The sequence below is a fragment of the Spirosoma pollinicola genome (genome assembly GCF_002831565.1).
In the GTDB taxonomy this organism is placed as follows: domain Bacteria; phylum Bacteroidota; class Bacteroidia; order Cytophagales; family Spirosomataceae; genus Spirosoma; species Spirosoma pollinicola.
In genome coordinates, this window is record NZ_CP025096.1 from 4078723 (window position 1) to 4099220 (window position 20498).

General features: G+C 50.0%; 11 protein-coding genes. 4 read left to right on the forward strand and 7 right to left on the reverse strand.

What is annotated here, in order from left to right:
- Positions 1–50: 50 nt before the first annotated feature.
- The gene (locus CWM47_RS17055) at positions 51–2471 is read right to left on the reverse strand and encodes an ABC transporter permease (RefSeq protein ID WP_100989458.1); all 2421 of its coding nucleotides are present in this window, start codon (positions 2469–2471) and stop codon (positions 51–53) included.
- Positions 2472–2709: 238 nt separating this feature from the next.
- Complete coding sequence (locus CWM47_RS17060; protein WP_100989459.1) at positions 2710–3180, reverse strand: hypothetical protein; 471 nt, start codon at positions 3178–3180, stop codon at positions 2710–2712.
- 287 nt (positions 3181–3467) lie between these two features.
- On the opposite strand from CWM47_RS17060, the gene CWM47_RS17065 reads away from it, so the two are divergent.
- Complete coding sequence (locus CWM47_RS17065) at positions 3468–4580, forward strand: S41 family peptidase (RefSeq protein WP_100989460.1); 1113 nt, start codon at positions 3468–3470, stop codon at positions 4578–4580.
- A 45-nt stretch (positions 4581–4625) separates the two neighbouring features.
- Here the strand turns inward: CWM47_RS17065 and CWM47_RS17070 are convergent, their stop codons facing one another.
- The 4 genes from CWM47_RS17070 to CWM47_RS17085 all read right to left on the reverse strand — a co-directional run bounded on the left by CWM47_RS17070 (position 4626) and on the right by CWM47_RS17085 (position 11549).
- Positions 4626–7028 carry an ABC transporter permease gene (locus tag CWM47_RS17070; protein WP_100989461.1) on the reverse strand — a complete coding sequence of 801 codons (2403 nt, stop codon included), beginning with the start codon at positions 7026–7028 and terminating at the stop codon, positions 4626–4628.
- Positions 7029–7173: 145 nt separating this feature from the next.
- Positions 7174–9621 (reverse strand): ABC transporter permease, encoded by a 2448-nt coding sequence (locus tag CWM47_RS17075; RefSeq protein WP_100989462.1) that lies wholly within the window; start codon positions 9619–9621, stop codon positions 7174–7176.
- 300 nt (positions 9622–9921) lie between these two features.
- Entirely contained in the window at positions 9922–11112 is a 1191-nt protein-coding gene (gene fdhA / locus CWM47_RS17080; protein ID WP_100989463.1) for a formaldehyde dehydrogenase, glutathione-independent, read from the reverse strand.
- Positions 11113–11147: 35 nt separating this feature from the next.
- Positions 11148–11549, reverse strand: coding sequence for a GlcG/HbpS family heme-binding protein (locus CWM47_RS17085; RefSeq protein WP_100989464.1), 402 nt, complete (start codon positions 11547–11549; stop codon positions 11148–11150).
- Between the two features lie 226 nt (positions 11550–11775).
- On the opposite strand from CWM47_RS17085, the gene CWM47_RS17090 reads away from it, so the two are divergent.
- The 3 genes from CWM47_RS17090 to CWM47_RS17100 all read left to right on the forward strand — a co-directional run bounded on the left by CWM47_RS17090 (position 11776) and on the right by CWM47_RS17100 (position 18078).
- Positions 11776–12684 (forward strand): AraC family transcriptional regulator, encoded by a 909-nt coding sequence (locus CWM47_RS17090; protein WP_100989465.1) that lies wholly within the window; start codon positions 11776–11778, stop codon positions 12682–12684.
- 199 nt (positions 12685–12883) lie between these two features.
- The gene (locus tag CWM47_RS17095) at positions 12884–15613 is read left to right on the forward strand and encodes a PAS domain-containing protein (RefSeq protein WP_100989466.1); all 2730 of its coding nucleotides are present in this window, start codon (positions 12884–12886) and stop codon (positions 15611–15613) included.
- A gap of 113 nt (positions 15614–15726) precedes the next feature.
- Positions 15727–18078, forward strand: coding sequence for a PAS domain-containing sensor histidine kinase (locus CWM47_RS17100; RefSeq protein ID WP_100989467.1), 2352 nt, complete (start codon positions 15727–15729; stop codon positions 18076–18078).
- A gap of 26 nt (positions 18079–18104) precedes the next feature.
- On the opposite strand, the gene CWM47_RS17105 is transcribed toward CWM47_RS17100, so the two are convergent.
- Positions 18105–20459 carry an ABC transporter permease gene (locus CWM47_RS17105; protein WP_100989468.1) on the reverse strand — a complete coding sequence of 785 codons (2355 nt, stop codon included), beginning with the start codon at positions 20457–20459 and terminating at the stop codon, positions 18105–18107.
- Positions 20460–20498: the final 39 nt, after the last annotated feature.

The window sequence follows — 20498 nt, forward strand, 5'->3', positions numbered from 1 at the left end:
ATAAAAAACTATCCGGGTGCTGAGACGCGAAGTATCTCGTCTCTACACAGTTATTCCGAACGCAATGATTTTACCGGATTCATCAACGCAGCTTTCACGCTTTGAAAACTGACCGTTAGTAGGGCAATCAGTACCGTCAGGCCACCGGCCAGCAGGAATACCCACCAATGGATATCGGTACGGTAGGCGAAGTCGCTGAGCCAGGTGTGCATGGCATACCAGGCTACGGGCGAGGCAATGACCAGCGCGACCAATACCAGTTTCATGAAGTCCTGGGAAAATAGAGCCACCAGGCTTAGTTCAGAGGCACCCAGCACTTTGCGAATGCCGATTTCCTTGGTCCGCTGCTCCGCCATGAACATCGACAGACCAAACAAACCCAGGCAGGAAATTAAGATAGCCACCCCCGCGAAGATGCTGAACAGCGTCTGCTGTGTTTGCTCACGGGCGTAGAGCCGGTCAAAGCGGGTGTCCAGAAACTGATAGTCGAACGGACGTTGCGGAAAATAGCGTTTCCAGACCGACTCGACCTGCTGAATACTCGCCGTAACGTTCCCGTTGAGGGGTATCGAAATCCAGTTGAGCTGGCGGGGCGTCAGGATCATGGCCAGCGCGGCCACCTGCTGGTGTAAGGACTCGAAGTGGTAATCTTTCGTTACGCCAATGATCTGGCCTTTGGCGGGTCCATACTGAAACGGTTTGCCAATGGCCTGCTCGGGTGTCCAGCCCAGTTGCCGGGCCGCCGTTTCGTTCAGCACGATCATCGACGTATCGGTGGAGTAGGCGCGGGAGAAATTACGTCCGGCCGCCATACCGATCTGATAGGCCGGAATGAAATCGTAATCGACGCGCAGACCGCGCAGGTTAATTTTTACGGGGGCCATACTATCGCCTTTCATGGCCATACCGCCGTATGAGTCGAGCAGCCGCCCCGACGGTACCCGCGACGAGCGGCCCATGTCGCGCACCGCACCCGTTTGTACCAGTTGCTGTTTGAGCGTTTCGTAATTCGTTGTCGAATCACCAATGTCAGGCATAAGCAGTACCTGGTCTTTGGCGTAGCCCAGCCGGTAATTCTGAATGTACTTCATCTGGTTGTAGACTATTGCCGTGCTGATAATGAGCACAATGGCAATGGCAAACTGCGTGATGACCAACACCTGCCGCAGCTTGCCGGTACGCATGGTCGAGGCAATCTGCCCTTTCAGGACGCCCAATGGCCGGAAGGAGGTGAGGAAGAACGCGGGGTAACTACCGGCCACCAAGCCGGTCAATAGTGTAATGCCGACGAGGACACTCAGAAAGATTGGGTCCAGCAATTGTTGAAACGATAACTGTTTCTGCGTGAAGGCGTTCAGCACTGGTAAACAGAGGATAAGCAATACTATCGCAATGCCCAGGGCAAATGTCACCAGGAGAATTGACTCGCTCAAAAACTGTCCAATGAGCTGGGAACGCAAAGCCCCTACAACCTTGCGCATCCCAACCTCTTTGGCCCGCCCTGCCGACCGGGCTGTTGCCAGATTCATGTAGTTGATGCAGGCAATGAGCAGAATGAATAAACCAATGGCCGAAAACAGATAAATATAACTCATGTCGCCGGTTGGTTCCACTTCGGAATCGGTATGCGACTTCAGGTGAATGTCGGTGAGTTTTTGCAGGTTCAGCACCGAAAAAGAGGATGCTTTACGCCCTTCTTCTGCTGGAACATACTTATCCTGAAAAGCGGGGAAAGCAGCTTCCATCCGCTGCGGATCACCGCCCGGCTTCAGGAGCACATAGGTGTTGAATGAGTTGTTGCTCCAATTGGTCCGAAGCCCTTCGGCACCATAAACGCGGGGGTCGTTGAAGGTGGAGAACGATAAGAGGAAGCTCGGGTGAAAATGCGATTGTGCGGGCAGCGGTTCATAAACCCCCGTAACGGTCAGGTCAAACTGATCATTCAGCCGAACGGTTTTGCCGACTGGCGATCCGGCGTTCCGGTTCTCGTTGCCGAAGTATTTCTCTGCCATTGGCCGGGAGAGCATAATCGAAAACGGATTTACGAGGGCCTGATCGGGGTTGCCGCTGATAAGGTCAAAGTCAAATACCTTGAACAGATTCGCTTCGGCAAAGAACATATCTTCTTCATTGAACGAGTGTTCACCGTATTTTATCAGCCCCCCGTTGTCGATGGTCCGCACCACTTGTTCCGCTTCGGGGAAATCCTGCTTGATGAGTGGCCCAAAGGGTGGCGCGGCCTGCGCCAGCCGCAGCGAAGCGGTGCCTTCCGTTGACAGAAACGTGCGCGTCAGGCGGTACGTCCGGTCGGCATGGGTGTTGTAGCGGTCATAACTCAACTCATCCTGCACATAAAGCGCTATAAGCAGGAAGCAGGCCAGCCCAACGGCAACGCCCGTAATGTTGATAAAACTGAATGATTTATGTTTCCGCAAGTTGCGAAAGGCGATGAGGAAATAATTGCGTAGCATAAATCAGGCAGGGTTGAGTATGTACAACATACTCGTATGCCAAATGCCGTACCAGAAAGATAAGTTGTTGATTTGTAGGTGATTTTCTTTGTGGTATATAAAACAAATGTCCGCAAACGGACGCCGGGCGTACAGTTGCGGACAAGTGGTATTAAGTAAATGGATAATGTAAAATGTACAATGAAAAACTACTGATTGCCCATCTGTAATCATTTCACATTATCCATTATCCATTTACCTAGCATCCATCTTTGGCTTTTGTCAAAAAGGATAAAATGTTCGTCTCAAAAGGGGACTTTAGTTCAATATTCCGGCGGGTTCCCTCATCGCTTTTGCGAACGGGCTCAATGATCAGGTGGTCGCCAAACCGCGCAAGTGCCAGCACCGACGATATTTCAATAGACACCACAGACCGGGTGGAGTCTGATACACCCTGAGTGACCAGTTTACCATTTCGGCGCAGATAGATTCGGAAAGGAATTTTTTCAAGGGCCGCCGTTTTCTTATCGGCCACAACCACTGATAACTGTCCTTTGCTGTAGATGGAAAAATTCGAGTAATTAGTGGGTTTGTCGTCCAGCAACAACGGGTTGCAGTAGAAATTAACCTCGTGAGCAGCCGCCGTTTTGGTTTGGCCAAACGCACTCATCGTCGACTGGAGCAGCGTGATCAACACGATCAATTGCCAGATTATTCGTTGTTGTTTCATAAGACTACACGTGTATGGTTTGCAAGTAGATACGGATCAATTAGTGAACCAAATGTAGCTCCTTGTTTTGTCGGAGTTGAAAAGGCGTTGTAAAATAATGTAAAGGAATTGTAAAAGACAGAGTTTGTCCTGGCGAGCGAGCATATAGACGCTGATTATAGGCTATTGGAGGAAGCTCTAGCACCATAGAAGAACTTTAATTGAATGAAAAAGTAGCCTAATCGCAACCTATGCTTTAGCTAAAGCATCTTCTCAAAAATAATTAGTATAGCAATACATACTGTTCTATGTTTCAGCGAATAAGAATTGTAGTGACCCTATTTAGTTGCTTGCTGACCGGTGTAAGCCTTGCCCAAACTGAGCGAAAATTATCGTCAACCTGCGCCTGTTCAACGGTTCTCGAAGAAACTATTGATAAGGTCAGTCGGATCTATGCTGGTTTTGATGATAAAGTCAACGCCCAAACCAAACCTCAATATGATCGACTCCTGCAACTGGTTCGGCAGCAGGCTAAACAAACGGACGCACAGGCTGCCTGTCTGGCTACCTTGAGAACATACACCAGCTTTTTCAAGGATAGCCACGTAGCTATTATCTGGAATAAATCGGGGGCAAAGGCTGTTTTGTATTCGGAAGCGGTTAAAGATCGTTCGGATCTGGTCGAATTCAAACAACTCAACAGCGACTATATCTACCTCAAACTAGCGCTTTTCAATCAGCGGGAGGTTGACAAACTCGATAGTTTACTACGTGCCAACAAGGATCTGGTTGCTAAAACGCCTAACCTGATTTTTGATCTTCGCGGCAATGGCGGAGGCACTGGCAGTACCAGTGAGGAAATGATCAACCTTATTTACACAAACCCAATCATCTATCCAGCCTGGGATTACCGGTCGAGTCCTGAACGAATTGAAAACCTTTTAAAGGAATTGGAGGGCTACAAAAAAGATACCGTGGCGAATGCTTTTTTCTATCAACGCGCCAAACGATTACTGGACGATATGAAAGCCAAACCGGGCGCTATGGTCCGGGAAGGAGAAGCCTTAACACGAACGGCTAACGTCGATCTGGCGGCTAACCCAAAACGAGTCGCTTTTTTGATTGATAAAGGCTGTGCCAGTTCTACAGAATTCCTTGTCTTTGAAGGTAAACAGAGTAAGAAAGTCACGCTGTTCGGGACAAATACACTTGGCGTAATGGATTATGGGAGTGACCAAAAATTTGATTTATGCGATGGTACGTTCAATCTGGCCGTACCCTGGGGACGTAATGGGTGGGTGCGCCAATATCGAATCGACAACATCGGATTTGCACCCGATGTGCGAATTCCCGCCAGCGAAACGGATTGGGTAGGATTTGTTCAACGATACTACCAAAAAATGAAGGCTGGGAAGAAATAGCGAGATGCTTCTCATGTGCAGGGAGTTGGTGTAGAATAAAAAACGTTACTCACTTCGCAAACTCTTCACCGGATTCACCAAAGCTGCTTTCACGCTCTGGAAACTCACCGTTAGCAACGCAATGCTCACGGACAGCACACCCGCCAGCACGAATATCCACCAGGCGATGTCGATTTTATACGCGAAGTCCTGTAGCCACTGGTTCATGACCCACCACGCCAGCGGACTGGCAATGACAATGGCAACACCTACCAGTTTTAAAAACTCGGTGGAGAGGAGAGCCACAATGCTGGCGACACTGGCCCCAAGCACTTTCCGAATGCCTATTTCTTTAGTGCGCTGGCCGACAATGTGCAATACCAGCCCATACAACCCCAGGCAGCAGATCAGGATGGCAATGCCCGTGAAGGCGTTAATGAGCCGGGCGATCAGGTTTTCAGTCTCGTAAAACTTCGCTACCTGATCGTCCAGAAACTGATATTCGAACACTTCGTCAGGATATATTTGTTGCCACGTTTGCCGAATGCGCTGAAGCGTCTGCACCGGATGCTGGCCCGTGATCCGGATTCCCGCCCGGGCATACCAATCGGCTTTGCTGGCAATTAAACACGGTCCTATCGCTTCCCGAAGCGATTTCTGATGGAAGTCCTTTACGATGCCTACAATGGGCAGGGGAACCGGAGAGTGATAGTACTGTAATTTTTTGCCGATTATCTGCCGTGAATCACTAAAGCCAAGCTGATGAGCGAGGGATTCATTGACGAGGTATTCGCGGATGGTGTCACTCTGCACGATGTTGCGTCCGGCAACCAGCGTCAATCCGTATGTAGGTACATAGTCGGCATCGGCCAGCCGTTCCCGAACGGGGAATGCCGACCATTCATTGCTGCCATTGAACTTGATGGAGCCGCCGTACATCTGGTCGCTGGCAGGTGGGCGATGGCTGAAACTGACCGATTGAATATCGGTATACTGGGAGAGTTTTTGTTTGAACGCTTCCAGACGCACCTGCTGGTTGACGGGCATCGTAACCACTACAATGTTGTCTTTCCGAAAACCCAAATCGGCCCGTTGTATGTATCGAATCTGATTCGCCACGACCAGCGAGCCAATAATTAATGCCTGACAAACGACAAACTGACTCACAACCAGCACCCGCCGAACCGTAAAGCCGCCCCCCGAGGCACCGGTAAGTTTACCTTTCAGTGCTGTCCAGGGCGAAATCCCCGATAGTACCGCAGCCGGATAGCCACCGGCAATCAGGACGATGCCCGCCAGCAGTAACCCGACGAAAAGGGTCGTCGGTCCGTCAAGCCGGAAGGCTAATGGTACTTGAACCCAGTCGGCGAAGAAGGGGAGTAGGATGGCAACCAGCAGCAGGGCCAGCGCGGCAGCGGCAAAAACGATCAGGCTCGTTTCCAGCAGAAACTGACCAATCAACTGACTCCGCGAACTGCCCAGCGTTTTGCGAACACCCACTTCTTTACCCCGCCGGAGCGCCTGTGCCGTAGCCAGATTGATGAAATTGATGCAGGCCGCCACAATCAGTAACACGCCGATGACGCCCAGCGACCAGATCAGGGAAGCCCGAATTGTCTCGCCACCCCGCTTTATGTCGGTGTGGATTTCCCGCAGCGGTTGAGCATGGAACTGGAACACCTTCGCATCGACTCCGTAATGCTTTTTAGCGAGCGCGGGAAATGATTGTTCCAGACTTGTAGCCGCTTGTGAATTTTTGAGGGTTGCGTAAACCCGGTTGGTGCTGTTCAGGAACCACCAGGTATTGACTTCATTTTTGGGGTCAAACTGCTTCAGGGTGGCTATGGAAATGAACAGCCCCAGATTGGTGTCGGTCATGGGCGGTGGGTCGGCCAGGACGCCCGTAATCGTGACATCGGTTTTGTTGTCGAGGGTCAGCGTTTGCCCGATTGGATTGGCAGTACCGAAGTATTTTTTCGCCCAGGTTTCGGTCAATACGGCACTGTTGGGGGCGCGTAGAGCTGTTTTAGGATTTCCCTGTAGCCACGTGTAATCCAGCACATCAAACCACTCCGGCTCTACTAGTCCTGTACCTTTGTGTTCCCGAAAGCGCAGCGGTGCCGATTGATCTGTATTGGGTTGTTTGACGCTAACGGTAAGCTCCCGATTCATCATTAAAAAAGCTGCCTGTTCTACTTGCGGATAGTCTTTCCGCAGGGCTTCTGCCAGGGGCATCGGCGACTCCGGATTATACTCAATAGACCCATCGTCGAGGTGCAGATCGGTATTGATTCGAACGATACGGTCGAGTTTCACGTGATGCCGGTCAATACTGATATGGTGGCGCAGGAACAGGAAAATGAGCAGCCCACCAGCCATGCCAACCGACAGGCCAACGATGTTTAAAATCGTATAACTGCGTTGCGAACGCAAGTTTCGAAGGGCGATTTTGAGGTAAAATTGAAGCATAGGTATTTCTTTGTAGAGCCGCAATCCCTTGCGGCTCCTATGCGTCAGCAATTGTTACACCATTAGGTGTGAAGGATTGCTGATGATATAACTATTGCTATCGCAACATATTGCTGACGCGAAGGAGACGCGAAGGGTCGCGTCTCTACTCGCTTCGTAAACTTTTCACCGGATTTGCCAATGCGGCTTTAATCGTTTGCGTGCTGACGATCAGTCCTGTTAATAGCGCTAAACAACCAGCTACCAGTGCAAACGGCCACCACGATAAATCGGTGCGGTATGCAAAATGTGTTAGCCAGCCACTTAATAGGTAATAGGCAAGGGGCCAGGCGATGACATTGGCGACTAGTAGAATCAGCACGAACTCCTTCATGAACAAATTGACGATGCCGAATGTCGACGAACCCAGCACTTTACGGATACCGATCTCTTTGGTACGCCGGGTCACGTTTAGCGAAACCAGTCCCAACACACCCAGCAACACGATGATCAATGCCAGTGTAGTGGCCAGTCGGGATGCCCGTTGAAGCTGTATTTCGGTCTTGTAGAGCTTCTGGAGCGTGTCGTCCATGAACGAATAATCGAAGGGCGCATCGGGAAACAACCGCGCCCATTCATTGCCTATGTCGGCTACCGTTTCGGGTAAGTTTCCTCCTGCCTGTTTGCCGGGTGCAATTCTAATGGATAAGTACCGATAAATAGGGTCTTTTCTGACGGGAATAAACACCAGCGGCCTGATGGTTTCCCGAAGCGAGCCAAAATGAAAATCGGTCAGGACACCCCCAATTCGAAAGGTACCGCCCCGAAACAGAACCTGCTGCCCCAATGCCTTTTCCGGACTGGTATAGCCCAATGCTTTCGTCGCCGATTCGTTCAGTACAACCGCCAGGGAGTCATAACTGCCGCCGTTGGCATGGAAAAACTGACCTGCTTTCAGGGTCAACCCATACGTTTGGGCATACCGTTCGTCGGTAGTGACTGAATTTGCCGTGATGGACTGTGTGCTGTCCTGCCCCTGCGCAAATAGACTGACGCTCCCGCTGCTTGCACCATCCGGAATCTCGAACGACAGGCTTACGCCATCCACACACGGAATGCGCGCCAGTTGGTTTCGTATGCCTTCCATTCGTTGCACACCTGCGGGCGACCAGTCGCGGGGAACGGATTTTATGGCCAAAATCTGGTCTTTCTGGTAGCCTAGATTCTTACTAAAAAAGTAGGCAACCTGGCGATTAATAACAACCGCGCCCACAAACACCAGAATGGCCACTGTGAACTGAAAGACGATCAACGTGCGACGAAAGCCAATACCGTTCTGGACGGAGGCTGCCAGCTTGCCAAACGAAGTCCGGCCTTTCAGTGAATCCACAGAAGGTAATCCCGATAGCACGAAAGCCGGATAACCGCCCGCGAGCAAACCAATGAGTAAGACCATACCGGTTAATGCCAAATAAGCATAGGGCGACCAATCCAGCAGCGACGGTATGGGCTTGTCCAGCATGGTAGCAAATACTGACCGAACGAGTTCGTAACAACCCAACGACAGCAAGGTAGCACCGACGGTTAGCAATAGAGATTCGATCAGAAATTGGGCAATCACCTGCTTCCTGAGGCCCCCTAGCACCTTCCGAACACCAATTTCCCGAAGCCGTGTCGCCGACATACCAATGGTTATATTGACGAAATTGACCACGGCCATCAGCAGAATAAACAACGCTATAATCGACAGCGTCAGCAGCATTTTTTCGACCAGACCGTTATCTGCTTTCAGATGAAAAGTACGCAACGGACTCAGGTAAGGCTGTAAATTTGCCTGAATATCGGAGGGAGCGTTCGTCTTCAGGGTTTGGGCGAAGGGGTGAATCAGTTGTTCCGCTGAGGTGCCTGGCTGTAATTCCAGGTAGGTGACAATACTCCGGTTCCCCCAGGCGTTCAGGCCGCTGGCATCGGAGAAATAGCCGAAGTTCCGCATGGAAACAAACAACTGCTCCCGTTGCTCGAACAAATGCGTGACACTATTGTCGGGTTGATCCTGATCGCTCAATACGCCCGTGATGGTAAAAACCTGTTTGCCAGCCCCCGGCGTTTGTATGGTCAGTTGCCGCCGAAGCACATTCGTTTCATTGAAATATTTTTGGGCCAACGCGCTTGTAATCACGACCGTATTGGGTTCGCTAAGCGCCGTTTTTGGATCGCCGTAAGCCAATGGAAAACCAAACATAGACAGCAGGGTCGAGTCCCCGATCTGCATCGACTCCCGAAAGTGATTCTGCCCGCTGGACACGATGGTCGTCACGCCATAGGTGCGGTAATAACCAGCTATCAGATTGGGATATAGCTGCTTAAGTGCTGGCCCCATAGGAGCCAGTGAGCCCATCTCACTGCCCATGTCGGGCACCTTCCAGCGGCTTTGCAACAGGTATTGCCGGTTGGCATGCCGCAGTGTTTTGTTTATCGCCAGCTCACCCTGAATGTAGCTGCCTATCAGCAACAGAAACGTAATCCCGACCGTTAGGCCGAGGAGCGTTACAAGCGCGTAGAACCGCCTTCGGGCAAGGTTGCGCAGGGCTATTTTTAAGTAGTTCTGTAGCATAAATGTAGAGCTGCAACCGGTAGACTGGCCCTTGCGGCTTTGTTCGCATTACAGACAAGTCCTGGCCGAAACGAGCCGTTTACGGGGCTGAGATGCAATTGACAATGGATAAGAGTTTACTGCCGTGAAGGTATTGAGGAATGTGATTGGTTCGCGCTTTGGCTTGATTAGCAACCCGTTAAAAAATGTTAAGCTTTTTTAGTGGCACAAAAAAAGTCCGCAGATAGATGATGAGCACCTACCTACGGACAACCGCTCTCCCTTTATCATAAAGCCGCTGAACGGGCCAACTGGCTTGCCTTAGTTCGGAATCAAACCGTGCGGGTCGATCACGAATTTCTTGGCGGCACCTTTATCAAAATCCTGGTAGCCTTGTGGGGCTTTATCCAGGCTAATGACTTCTACATTAACGGCTTTGGCAATCTGTATTTTGTCATACAAAATGGCATTCATCAATTGCCGGTGGTACTTCATCACTGGACATTGGCCCGTATAGAACGAGTGCGATTTAGCCCAGCCCAGGCCAATACGAATGGATAGGTTACCCTCTTTGGCGGCCTCTGTCGATGCACCGGGGTCGCCCGTTACATACAGCCCCGGAATACCAATGGCACCGCCCGCGCGGGTGACGGTCATAGCTGCATTGAGCACGGTTGCGGGTTGTTCCTTGCCCGCATCCGAGCCGTGGCCGTGGGCTTCGAAGCCAACACAGTCAACGGCAGAGTCGACTTCGGGGACGCCAATGATCTCGGCGATCTGATCGGCAAGGGGCGTGTCTTTGCGTAAGTCGATCGTTTCGCAGCCGAAGCTTTTTGCCTGTGCCAGCCGCTCGGGAATCATGTCGCCAACGATAACGACGGCAGCTCCCAGCAAATGGCAGGAGGCCGCACAGGCCAGCCCAACCGGACCCGCCCCGGCTACGTAGACAATAGAACCCGGCCCAACGCCCGCCGTAACGGCACCGTGATAACCCGTCGGAAAAATGTCGGAAAGCAGGGTCAAATCCCGGATTTTGGCCATTGCCTGATCTTTATCCGGAAATTTCAACAGATTAAAATCGGCGTAGGGCACCATCACATATTCGGCTTGCCCGCCAACCCAGCCACCCATGTCAACGTAGCCATAAGCCGCACCGGGTCGGGCCGGGTTAACATTCAGGCAAATGCCCGTTTGGCCGACTTTGCAGTTCCGGCATCGTCCGCAGGCAATATTGAACGGCACCGATACCAGATCGCCTTCCTTGATAAACTCCACATCGCGCCCGGCCTCAATAACAAGCCCCGTTATTTCGTGGCCCAGAACCAAACCAGCAGGGGCCGTTGTGCGACCTCGAACCATGTGCTGGTCGCTCCCGCAAATGTTTGTCGAAACAATTTGCAAAATGACCCCGTGATGGCATTTTCGGTCGCCAATAGCCAGTTTCGGGTATTCGATAGACTGTACTTCAACCACGCCGGGTTTTATGTAGGCGACACCATGGTTCTGACACATATTACTGAGGTTTATAGGGTTAAGGAGAATAGATGTTAGCTGATGGCATCGACACCCGCCTGAGCAACGGCATGGTCGTTTTCGACGGTACTGCCCGATACGCCAATGGCCCCAATGACAGTGCCATCTGCACCGTTGATGGGAATACCGCCCGGAAATGTAATCAGCCCGCCGTTGGAGTGCTCGATGTTGTACAATGAGCCACCCGGCTGCGATAGTTTGCCAATTTCGCCGGTTGGCATATCGAAGTAGCGGGCTGTTTTGGCTTTCTTTTGGGAAATGTCGATCGAGCCCAGCCAGGCCCCATCCATATGGACAAAGGCCGTTAAATTGGCGCCAGCGTCAACAATGGCAATGTTCATCAGTGTGCCTAATTCTACCGCTTTTTCTTTGGCCGCTTTCACAGCTGCTTCAGCTTTTTCTAAGGTCATGCTCATACGCTTCAAGTTTATAACACCTTGGTTCTGTGTGACTATTTTAGTGAATCGCTGGCAAAACTAGCCAAACAGCTAAGCATCTGTTTGCACAATAATACCAACAAATAGTACTATTGTCTAACCTTATCCTGTAGACCAGTAAACGCACTGGATAAATTTGTTTAGTATAGTGTCGTTGGCGGTAAACAGACTACCAGTACCTGTTATCCCCGTAAACAGAAACAAGATGAAGATCGGCTATCCTCTACAAACCATAAATTTGTCAGATACGAAGACCTTGAATTCACTGGTTGAGCACCGGCGGGTGTTCAATCTGAATCATTGTGAACTGAGTATTTTTGAAACCTACCGGCAGTGTTCAGATGTGGTATTGTCATACAATGGGCTTGTTATCACCAGCATGTTGCGCGGCAGGAAAGTGATGCATCTGTCGCAAAACCCGGGTTTTGATTTTCTGCCCGGCGAAACCGTCATTCTGCCGGAAGGCGTATCCATGAAAGTGGATTTCCCCGAAGCCGACGAGAAGCACCCGGTCCAATGTGCTACCATCGCTTTAGATTGGCCCGTGGTGATGCAGATGCTGGATTTTCTGAACGAACAATATCCCCGAAAAGACGAAGTGTCCGAATGGAAACTGAATTTCAATCAGTATCATTTTTATAACAACCGGGAGTTGGCCAATGTCATGAACAAGCTGATCAGCATTAGTATGGAAGACGATCTGGCCAAGGATGCGCTGGCCGATCTGACCCTTAAGTCCCTGCTGATTCGGGTGATTCAAACGCAGAATATGGCACTCATCGCCGATGGTCTATCGACCAATAACCGCTTTGCTTCGGTTGTGGAATACATTCGCGAACACCTGCCGGAAAAAATTGGTATTGACATGCTATGCAAGAAAGCCTGCATGAGCAAATCCAGTTTTTTTCGGTCGTTTAAAGAAACCTTCGGCCTGTCGCCAATGGAGTTTATCATTCGGGAGCGGATCAGTCTGGCAAAGCGGCTGCTGGTTAACCCAACGGCCACTGTAACGGACGTGTGCTATCAGGTAGGTTTTAATAATCTGCATTATTTTTCCCGCCTTTTCAAACTCCTGGAAGGGGTAACCCCAACATCGTATCGGCAGCGGGTATGAGGCATTCCTTCACTGGCTCACGCGTGCCATCAGGTAAGTACTTTTTCTAATACATAGTTTATATATGATTCATGTATAATGTGCTATTATACAGATGTATACCTATGTTTATATAGTAACTATTTTTGTCGGAAATTAGCTATATTTGCTTACTCTGCGTACTACCTAATCCGTAACTCTCGACTCTTCCTCTTTTTTTATGGCACCAGTTTCAACCCTCGTTAATCCGTTGCGTGATACTGACTTAACGGCTTCACGCAACAGTATGGAGCTTTATCTGGCTCAACGCAATGAAAACGGAAAAATCACTGATTTTCGACTGATAATGGTGAACACTCCGGCGCAGGAGATGTGGGGAAAGTCTGAAAACGAGTTGATTGGTCAATCCATCTGCCAATTAATGTCTGGGAAAGATGGACAGTTCCTAATCAGTCAATTCAGTTTAGTTTTAGACTATGAACGCATTGTTCAGTTCGAGATGGACGCCCGCTCGCAACGCGCTGAGGCAGGGGCCACCGACATCTTTTGCGTGTCGAAATTGAAAGACGACGTTGTCATGGTGATTAACGACGTCATTGACTATAAACAAGCCGCCCGACTTGCCGAGCAAAAACAGCTACAACAGGCAGAACTGTATAAAACAATTCTGGATACGTCCCTAACGTCGATTTCTGTACTGGAGGCCATTCGTGAACAGGATGGGCGTGGGAAAATTATTGATTTTCGCTACACCCTGGTTAATCATGAGCGTTTGCGGATGGCTGGCCAGCCCGAAGCGTTTTTTCTCGGCAAAAAACTGACGGAACTCTTTCCGGGCATGATTGAATCGGGCGTTTTTGATCATTGGGTGCAGGTTGTCGAAACTCGGAAACCCCATCAATTTGAGGTGCATTACACGTACGATGGGTTCGATGACTGGAGCTTGTGCCTGGGATCACCGTTTGGCGATGGTGTTGTTATTTCCTACACCGATATTACAGATCAGAAGCAAGCTGCATTTCACGCCCGGCAACAGGCAGAGTTGCTGGAAAGTATTCAAAATACCTCGCAGATGGGTATTTCAGCCTTGCGTGCTCAGCGAGACACAAACGGGACAATTGTAGATTTTACATTTGTCATGCGCAACGCAACGGCCATGAAAATTACTGGTCGGCTTATGGATGAGGTAATTAATAAAGGCATGCTCGATGTCTATTCAAGTCTCAAGCCAACGGACGTGTTTAGCAGATATGTGAACGTAGTCGAAACCCGGCGACCAGATCAGTATGAGCATTACCATAATGCGAATGGGCTGGAAGGCTGGTTTGATATCCTGATCTCTCCCTGGAATGATGGTGTTGTCATCAATGTAATAGAGACGACCAGATTACGAAAAATTGAACAGGAAAAGATTCAGCAGAGTACGATACTCCAGCAAGTTATTGACAACACCCAGGCTGGATTGGTACTGGCAAAGCCAATATACGACGAGCAACAGCAGATTATTGACTTTCAATATGTACTCACCAACGAATACAATGCGCGGATCACAGGCAAATCTGTGGCTGAGATGACCGGTACGCTGGTTGGTGATTTATTTCCTGACTGGCAGCATTCCGACCTGTTTCGTCAATATGTTGACGTTGTTGAGAGCGGACAAACACAACGCCTGACGTTCCATTACGCTGCTTACGGTATTAAATGCTGGTTTGATGGCTCGTTCAATTTTTTAGACGGCTGCCTGCTATACACCTATACGGATGTAACGGCCCTCAAAGAAGCCGAACTGGAACAGCAGAAATATGCCGAACTACTCGAACAGGTGATGAATATGACACCTGCATCCATTGTGTTGAGTGAGAGTATTCGTAATGAGGCAGGAACTATTGTCGACTTTCGCATAATGAAGTTGAACAAGATGGCCGCCGACTATCTGCAAAATCCCGTCGAAAAGATTCAATATCGACGTGTTTCGAAATACCTCCCCGGTTCGCTGGAAACGCCCTTTTTCGAGCAATGCAAGCAAGTTATTGAAACGGGCGAACCCATTCGTGTACAAGTTCCGTGGGACGATCACTGGTATGATTTCTCGGTAGCTCGTTTTGGTGATGGTATTGTCCTGGCGGCTCAGGATGTTACCCCTATGCATGAATACCGGCAGAAACTCGAAGTTGCCAACCTGGAACTTAAACGCTCGAACGAAAATCTTCAATCGTTTGCTTTCGTCTCCTCGCATGACCTTCAGGAGCCACTTCGTAAAATAATCTCTTTCGCCAACATTCTGAAAACCCAGATAGGGGGACATGTCGACGTCGATGCCATTGATGTTATCGAGCGAATCAATACATCGGCCGAGCGAATGCGACTGCTTATTCAGGACTTACTGACTTACTCGAAGTTAGAAACAAACCAAAACTTATTCAGGCCCGTCAACATAGCTCAATTAATTCAGGAGTTACAGGAACACGAACTCTGGATGGCTCTGAATCAAAGCAAAGGTCAGATACATCTTCTTGAGTTGCCAACGATTGTTGCCGACCCGCTGCAAATGCATCAGTTATTTCAGAATCTGCTCTCCAATGCGATCAAATTCTGTCCCAGAGGCAGTACACCCAGTATTACAGTGAGCAGCCGTATGGTTAGTCGGGCTAATGTGCCAGCCGGCTTGCTATATACTACAGAATCCGCAGGAAGTAAATCCGCTACTAATTTGTTCTGTGAAATCGCAGTAACAGATAATGGTATTGGCTTTGACGAAAAGTATGTAGATCGCATTTTTCAAGTCTTTCAGCGACTGCACGGGCGCAGCCAGCATGCTGGATCAGGCATTGGTCTGGCCATTTGCTATAAGATAGTTGAACGACATGGCGGAGCTATTACCGCCAACAGCAAACCCGGAGAAGGTAGTACATTTCGGGTGTATTTGCCCGTTTGGAAGGGACTCGCTTAAAACAGAATCTGTTCTAATAAAGCGAATCGTCAACGGTGGCAGTGCTTCGTAGCCGAGGTACTAAGGGCTTTTTCGCATTTTTCAGCTAGATCGACATTTACTATTTATCGGGTATGACACCAGTTTCCAGTCTCTCCGGTTCGTCGCGTGATACGGACATAAATTCATTACAAACCAGTTTTGAATTTTACCGCGCTGAGTACGATGCTACTGGGCAACTTGTCGGCTTTCGATTAGTGATGCTCAACGCATCGGCTGTTGACAAGTGGGGCAAACCTCAGTCCGAATTGCTTAATCAATCTGTCAGCCAGTTAATGCATGCCGATGACGCAGATTATCTGAGCGGACAATTTAGCCTCGTCATGAAAAGCGGGCGGGCCGTTCGGTTTGACATGAGCCACCCCGGCCAGCGCAACGGACCCAGCCGTACCGGTGAACTATTGGTAGTAAAACAGGACGATGGCGTATTGGTAAGCTACAACGATAGTGATGAGCATAGCTTTATCGCGCATGTTGTCGACACAACTGCCCCGCGCAAAGTCGGGCAGGAAAAACTGCATCAGGGTACATTGCTGCAAATGATTATCGACAGCAGCCAGTCGGGTGTTGTGCTGTATGAAATAGTACATGATGAGGTGTCGGGCGAGGTGGTTGACTTTAGATTTGTACTAACAAATCCGGCTAATGAACAGGTCGTTGGCAGAGCCAAAGCGGAGTTGCTGGGTAAGTCGATTTTTGCTATATACCCGGAATTAATGCAAACGGCCTGGGGCGAAAAGCTACTCACCTGTGCCCGAACGGGTGAGCGTCAGATGTTTTTGTTTCCCTATTTTAAAGAAGGTATCAACGGTTGGTTCGACGTGTCATTTGTTCGACATGAACACTATATTCTCCTTACCTTTTCGGATGTAACAGCCCTCAAAGAAGCCGAACTGGCGCTACGGCAGCAAAATGATTTACTGAAGGAAATCGTGGAAAACGGTCAGACAGGCATGACGCTCTTTGACCCTATTCGGAATGAGTCTGGCGAGATCATTGATTTTCGATATGTATTCACCAACGCGGTCAACGCCCGCGTCATGGGGCGTTCGGTCGCTGAACTGACCGGAGAGCGGTTGTTGACGCTTTTCCCAACCAGACCCCAAACCGAGTGGTATGCCAACCTGATGCACACCGCTACTACGGGCGAGAGCAGGTCGTATTTGTATGAGCTTAATACTGATCGTATCAATGGCTGGTTCAATACATTGTTTGTGAAAGTAGGCGATCAGATTCTATATACCTATCTGGATATAACGTCCCTCAAGCAAACTAAACAGGCCTTGCAAGAGCAGAACGACCTGCTTGAACAGGTTATGAATACGACGCCAACCGTGATTGCACTGCACGAAAGCGTTCGAAATGAAGCCGGTGAACTCATCGATTTTCGGTTGACGCACTTAAATCAGAAAGCCGCTGATCTATTGGGACATTCTCTTGAAGAAGGTCAGATTCCGCTACTTTCCGACTACTTTCCGGGCGTACAGAAAACGCCCGTTTTCGAGCACTATCGGCGGGTCGTTGAACAAAGCGAGCCTATTCGAACCGAAGTGTTCTGGAAACACCACTGGTATGATTTATCGGCAGCACGCATTAGTGACGGTATGGTGGTCGTGGCGCAGGATATTACGCCCATGAAGGAGTCTCAACATAAACTCGAAGTCGCCAACCTCGAACTTAAACGCTCGAACGAAAACCTTCAGTCATTTGCCTTTGTTTCCTCGCATGACCTTCAGGAACCGCTTCGCAAAATAATCTCCTTCACCGATATTTTACAAACGCAGTATGGCAACCAGTTCGATGCTGAGGCAACGAATATCATTCATCGAGTCAATACATCGGCCGACCGCATGCGGCTGCTTATCCAGGATCTACTGGCCTATTCGAAACTAGAAACCAATCAGGATCTATTTAAGCCAGTTGATATAACCACCTTAATTCAGGAGTTACAGGAACATGAACTCTGGGTAACGTTGAATCAGAGTAAAGCCCGGATCCAGCTGGGTAAACTGCCGACCGTTATAGCCGACCCATTGCAAATGCGTCAGCTATTCCAGAATCTGCTTTCGAATGCAGTTAAATTCGCTTTAAAAGACGTTACTCCGGTTATTACAATAACGCATCAACTCGTAAATCGGGCCGAAATTCCAACTGATTTGCTTTCTCCTGCCAAGTCGGGAGAGCGAAAGTCCGCGAGTCCTAAGTTCCATGAAATTTCGGTAGCTGATAATGGTATTGGGTTCGATGAAAAATACATAGACCGCATTTTTCAGGTTTTCCAGCGGTTACACGGTCGAAGTCAGTATACAGGGTCAGGTATTGGACTGGCCATCTGCTACAAAATAGTCGAACGACATGGTGGGGCAATTACGGCCAGCAGCAAGCCCGGAGGTGGTAGTACGTTTCGGGTGTATTTGCCTGTTTGATGGCGCGGTGCGATGGCGCAAGGCCATCACTCACTCCGCAAACTCTTCACCGGATTCATCAACGCGGCTTTCACACTCTGGAAACTTACGGTGAGTAACGCAATGCTTATTGCTAGAAAACCCGCCAGCGCGAACATCCACCAGCTCATGTCGACCTTGTAGGCGTAGTCGCTCAGCCACTGATTCATCGCATACCACGCCAGAGGGGAGGCAATAACAATGGCGATGAGGACCAGTTTCAGTATGTCTTTCGAGAGGAGCGTTACGATGTTGAGCACACTGGCCCCCAGAACTTTACGGACGCCAATTTCTTTGGTGCGCTGCTCGGCCGAGTAGGTCGCCAACCCGAATAAGCCCAGACAGGAAACAAGCAGGGTCAGCAGTGAAAACCCGTTGAACAGGCTAATCATGAGCTCATCTTTTTGGTATTGAGCCGCAAAAGCCGCATCCAGGAACGAGTAGTCGAACGGGACGTTTGGATAGTGTTTGTGCCAGGCTGCCTGCACCAGCGGCAACTGTTCCGGCTTCATTTTCAGCGTCAGGTTGGCGGGTGGGTTCGTGTTGAACACCAGTATGACCGGTTCAATGACCGTGTGCAAGGAATGGTAATTGAAGTTCCTGACTACGCCAACCACCTTGCCTTTGTGCATAAATCCCTCCATTGGCTGACCAATGGCCTGCTTCCAGCCCGCCAGTTTAACAAAGGCTTCGTTCACCAGAAAAGCCCCGTTTTTATCGGCTTCCGAGCCTGCCGATACGTTCCGGCCACTCGCCAGTTTCATGTTCAGCAACGGCAAAAAGCGATCATCGATGGATAAGTAATTGCCCATGACTTCGCGTTTTTTGCCTGCCGATTGAAAGATGGTCGTGGCCTTGACCAGTATGGCATCGGGCTTGATGCCCGACCCAAGGGAAACATCCCTGATTGCGCTGCGTTGCCGCAGGTCATGGGCGAGGGCATAGCTGTGGGTTCTGGCCAGTGAATCGTCGGGGAGGTGAACAGTGAGCACCTGCTCTTTGGTAAAACCCAGATCGACGCGCTGCATGTAGTTCAGTTGACTATGCGCCACCAACACCCCGATCATCATGCCCACCGCCAGCACAAACTGAAAAACGGTGATCGTTTGCCGAAGTCCGAAACCGCGCCCCAACCCACCTGTTTGCCGTCGTAATACAGCCGCCGGGTTAAAGCCGGACAAGACAAACGCCGGGTAGAGTCCGCCCAGCAGGGCCGTGTTGACCAACGCAACGCCCGCCATTAGAAAACCATCGCCCCAAGCTATGGAAAGCTGAATTTGTAACAGGTCGTTGAAGAAAGGAACGGCAATTACCAACAGGACAATTGCCAGAACGACCGCCAGTAAACTTAATAGGAACGACTCAAACAAAAACTGCCCGATCAACTGCTGGCGTAACGCTCCGCTGGCTTTTCGGATGCCCACTTCCTTCGCTCGCCCGGTGGCTCTGGCCGTCAGCAGATTGATGTAATTTAACAAGGCGATAACCAGCACAAAAACTGCCAGAAACAGAAAGAGGTAGCCATATTGTTTGTTGCCCTTCGGCATGTCGGCCATTTTCCCCTGACTAAAGTGAACGTCTTTCAGGAACTCGGTCTGGAAAACAACGGCATAGCCCGCTGCGCCTATTTTCCTGAGTTCCGGCTGGATGTAGGTCTTGCTGAGTAAGGCCAGCTTCCGGGTAAAGGCATTCAGGTCGGGTACTTGCCGGAACAGAACGAACGTATACACCGGAAAGTCATCGACGAGCCAGTCGGTGTAAACCGTATAATCTTTGGCCAGCAACGCGCTGATTTTCATATCGGCGTTGGATGGTAAGTCGGCCATAACGCCCGTGATTCGATACAGTTTTTTGTTGCACAAAAACGTCTTTCCCAGCACACGCGTGTGTCCGGCATATTGGCGGGCAAAACGTTCGGTAACGACAGCGGTGTTTGGCTCGGTCAACGCCCGTGCCGCGTTTCCCTCGACAAATGGATAGGTAAACACCGAAAAAACGGTCTGCTCGGCATAGTACACATCGGGTTCATTCCGCAAATCGGTCCCATACTTGATGGTGGCCGACACCGGCTCGAACCGGGCGACCGTTTCAACATCCGGGTAATCCCGTTTCAACGCGCTGGCCAGTAAAATTGGGGAGGAGGCTACGGCTATCGGGGCCTCGGGCGTTGTCAGATTCACCGTTACCCGAACAATACGGTCGGCCTTTGCATGAAAACTGTCGTAGGTAAATTCATGCTTCACGTACAGCACCATGAGCAGGCAAGCGGTCAACCCAACGGCGAGACCACCGGCATTCAGGCCCGTATAGAGTTTGTTCGTCCAGAGATGGCGACGAGCGATTTTGAGGTAGTTAGCGAGCATAATTCACGTTTCTTACGGAGAGTAGCAAGATGCGTGAAG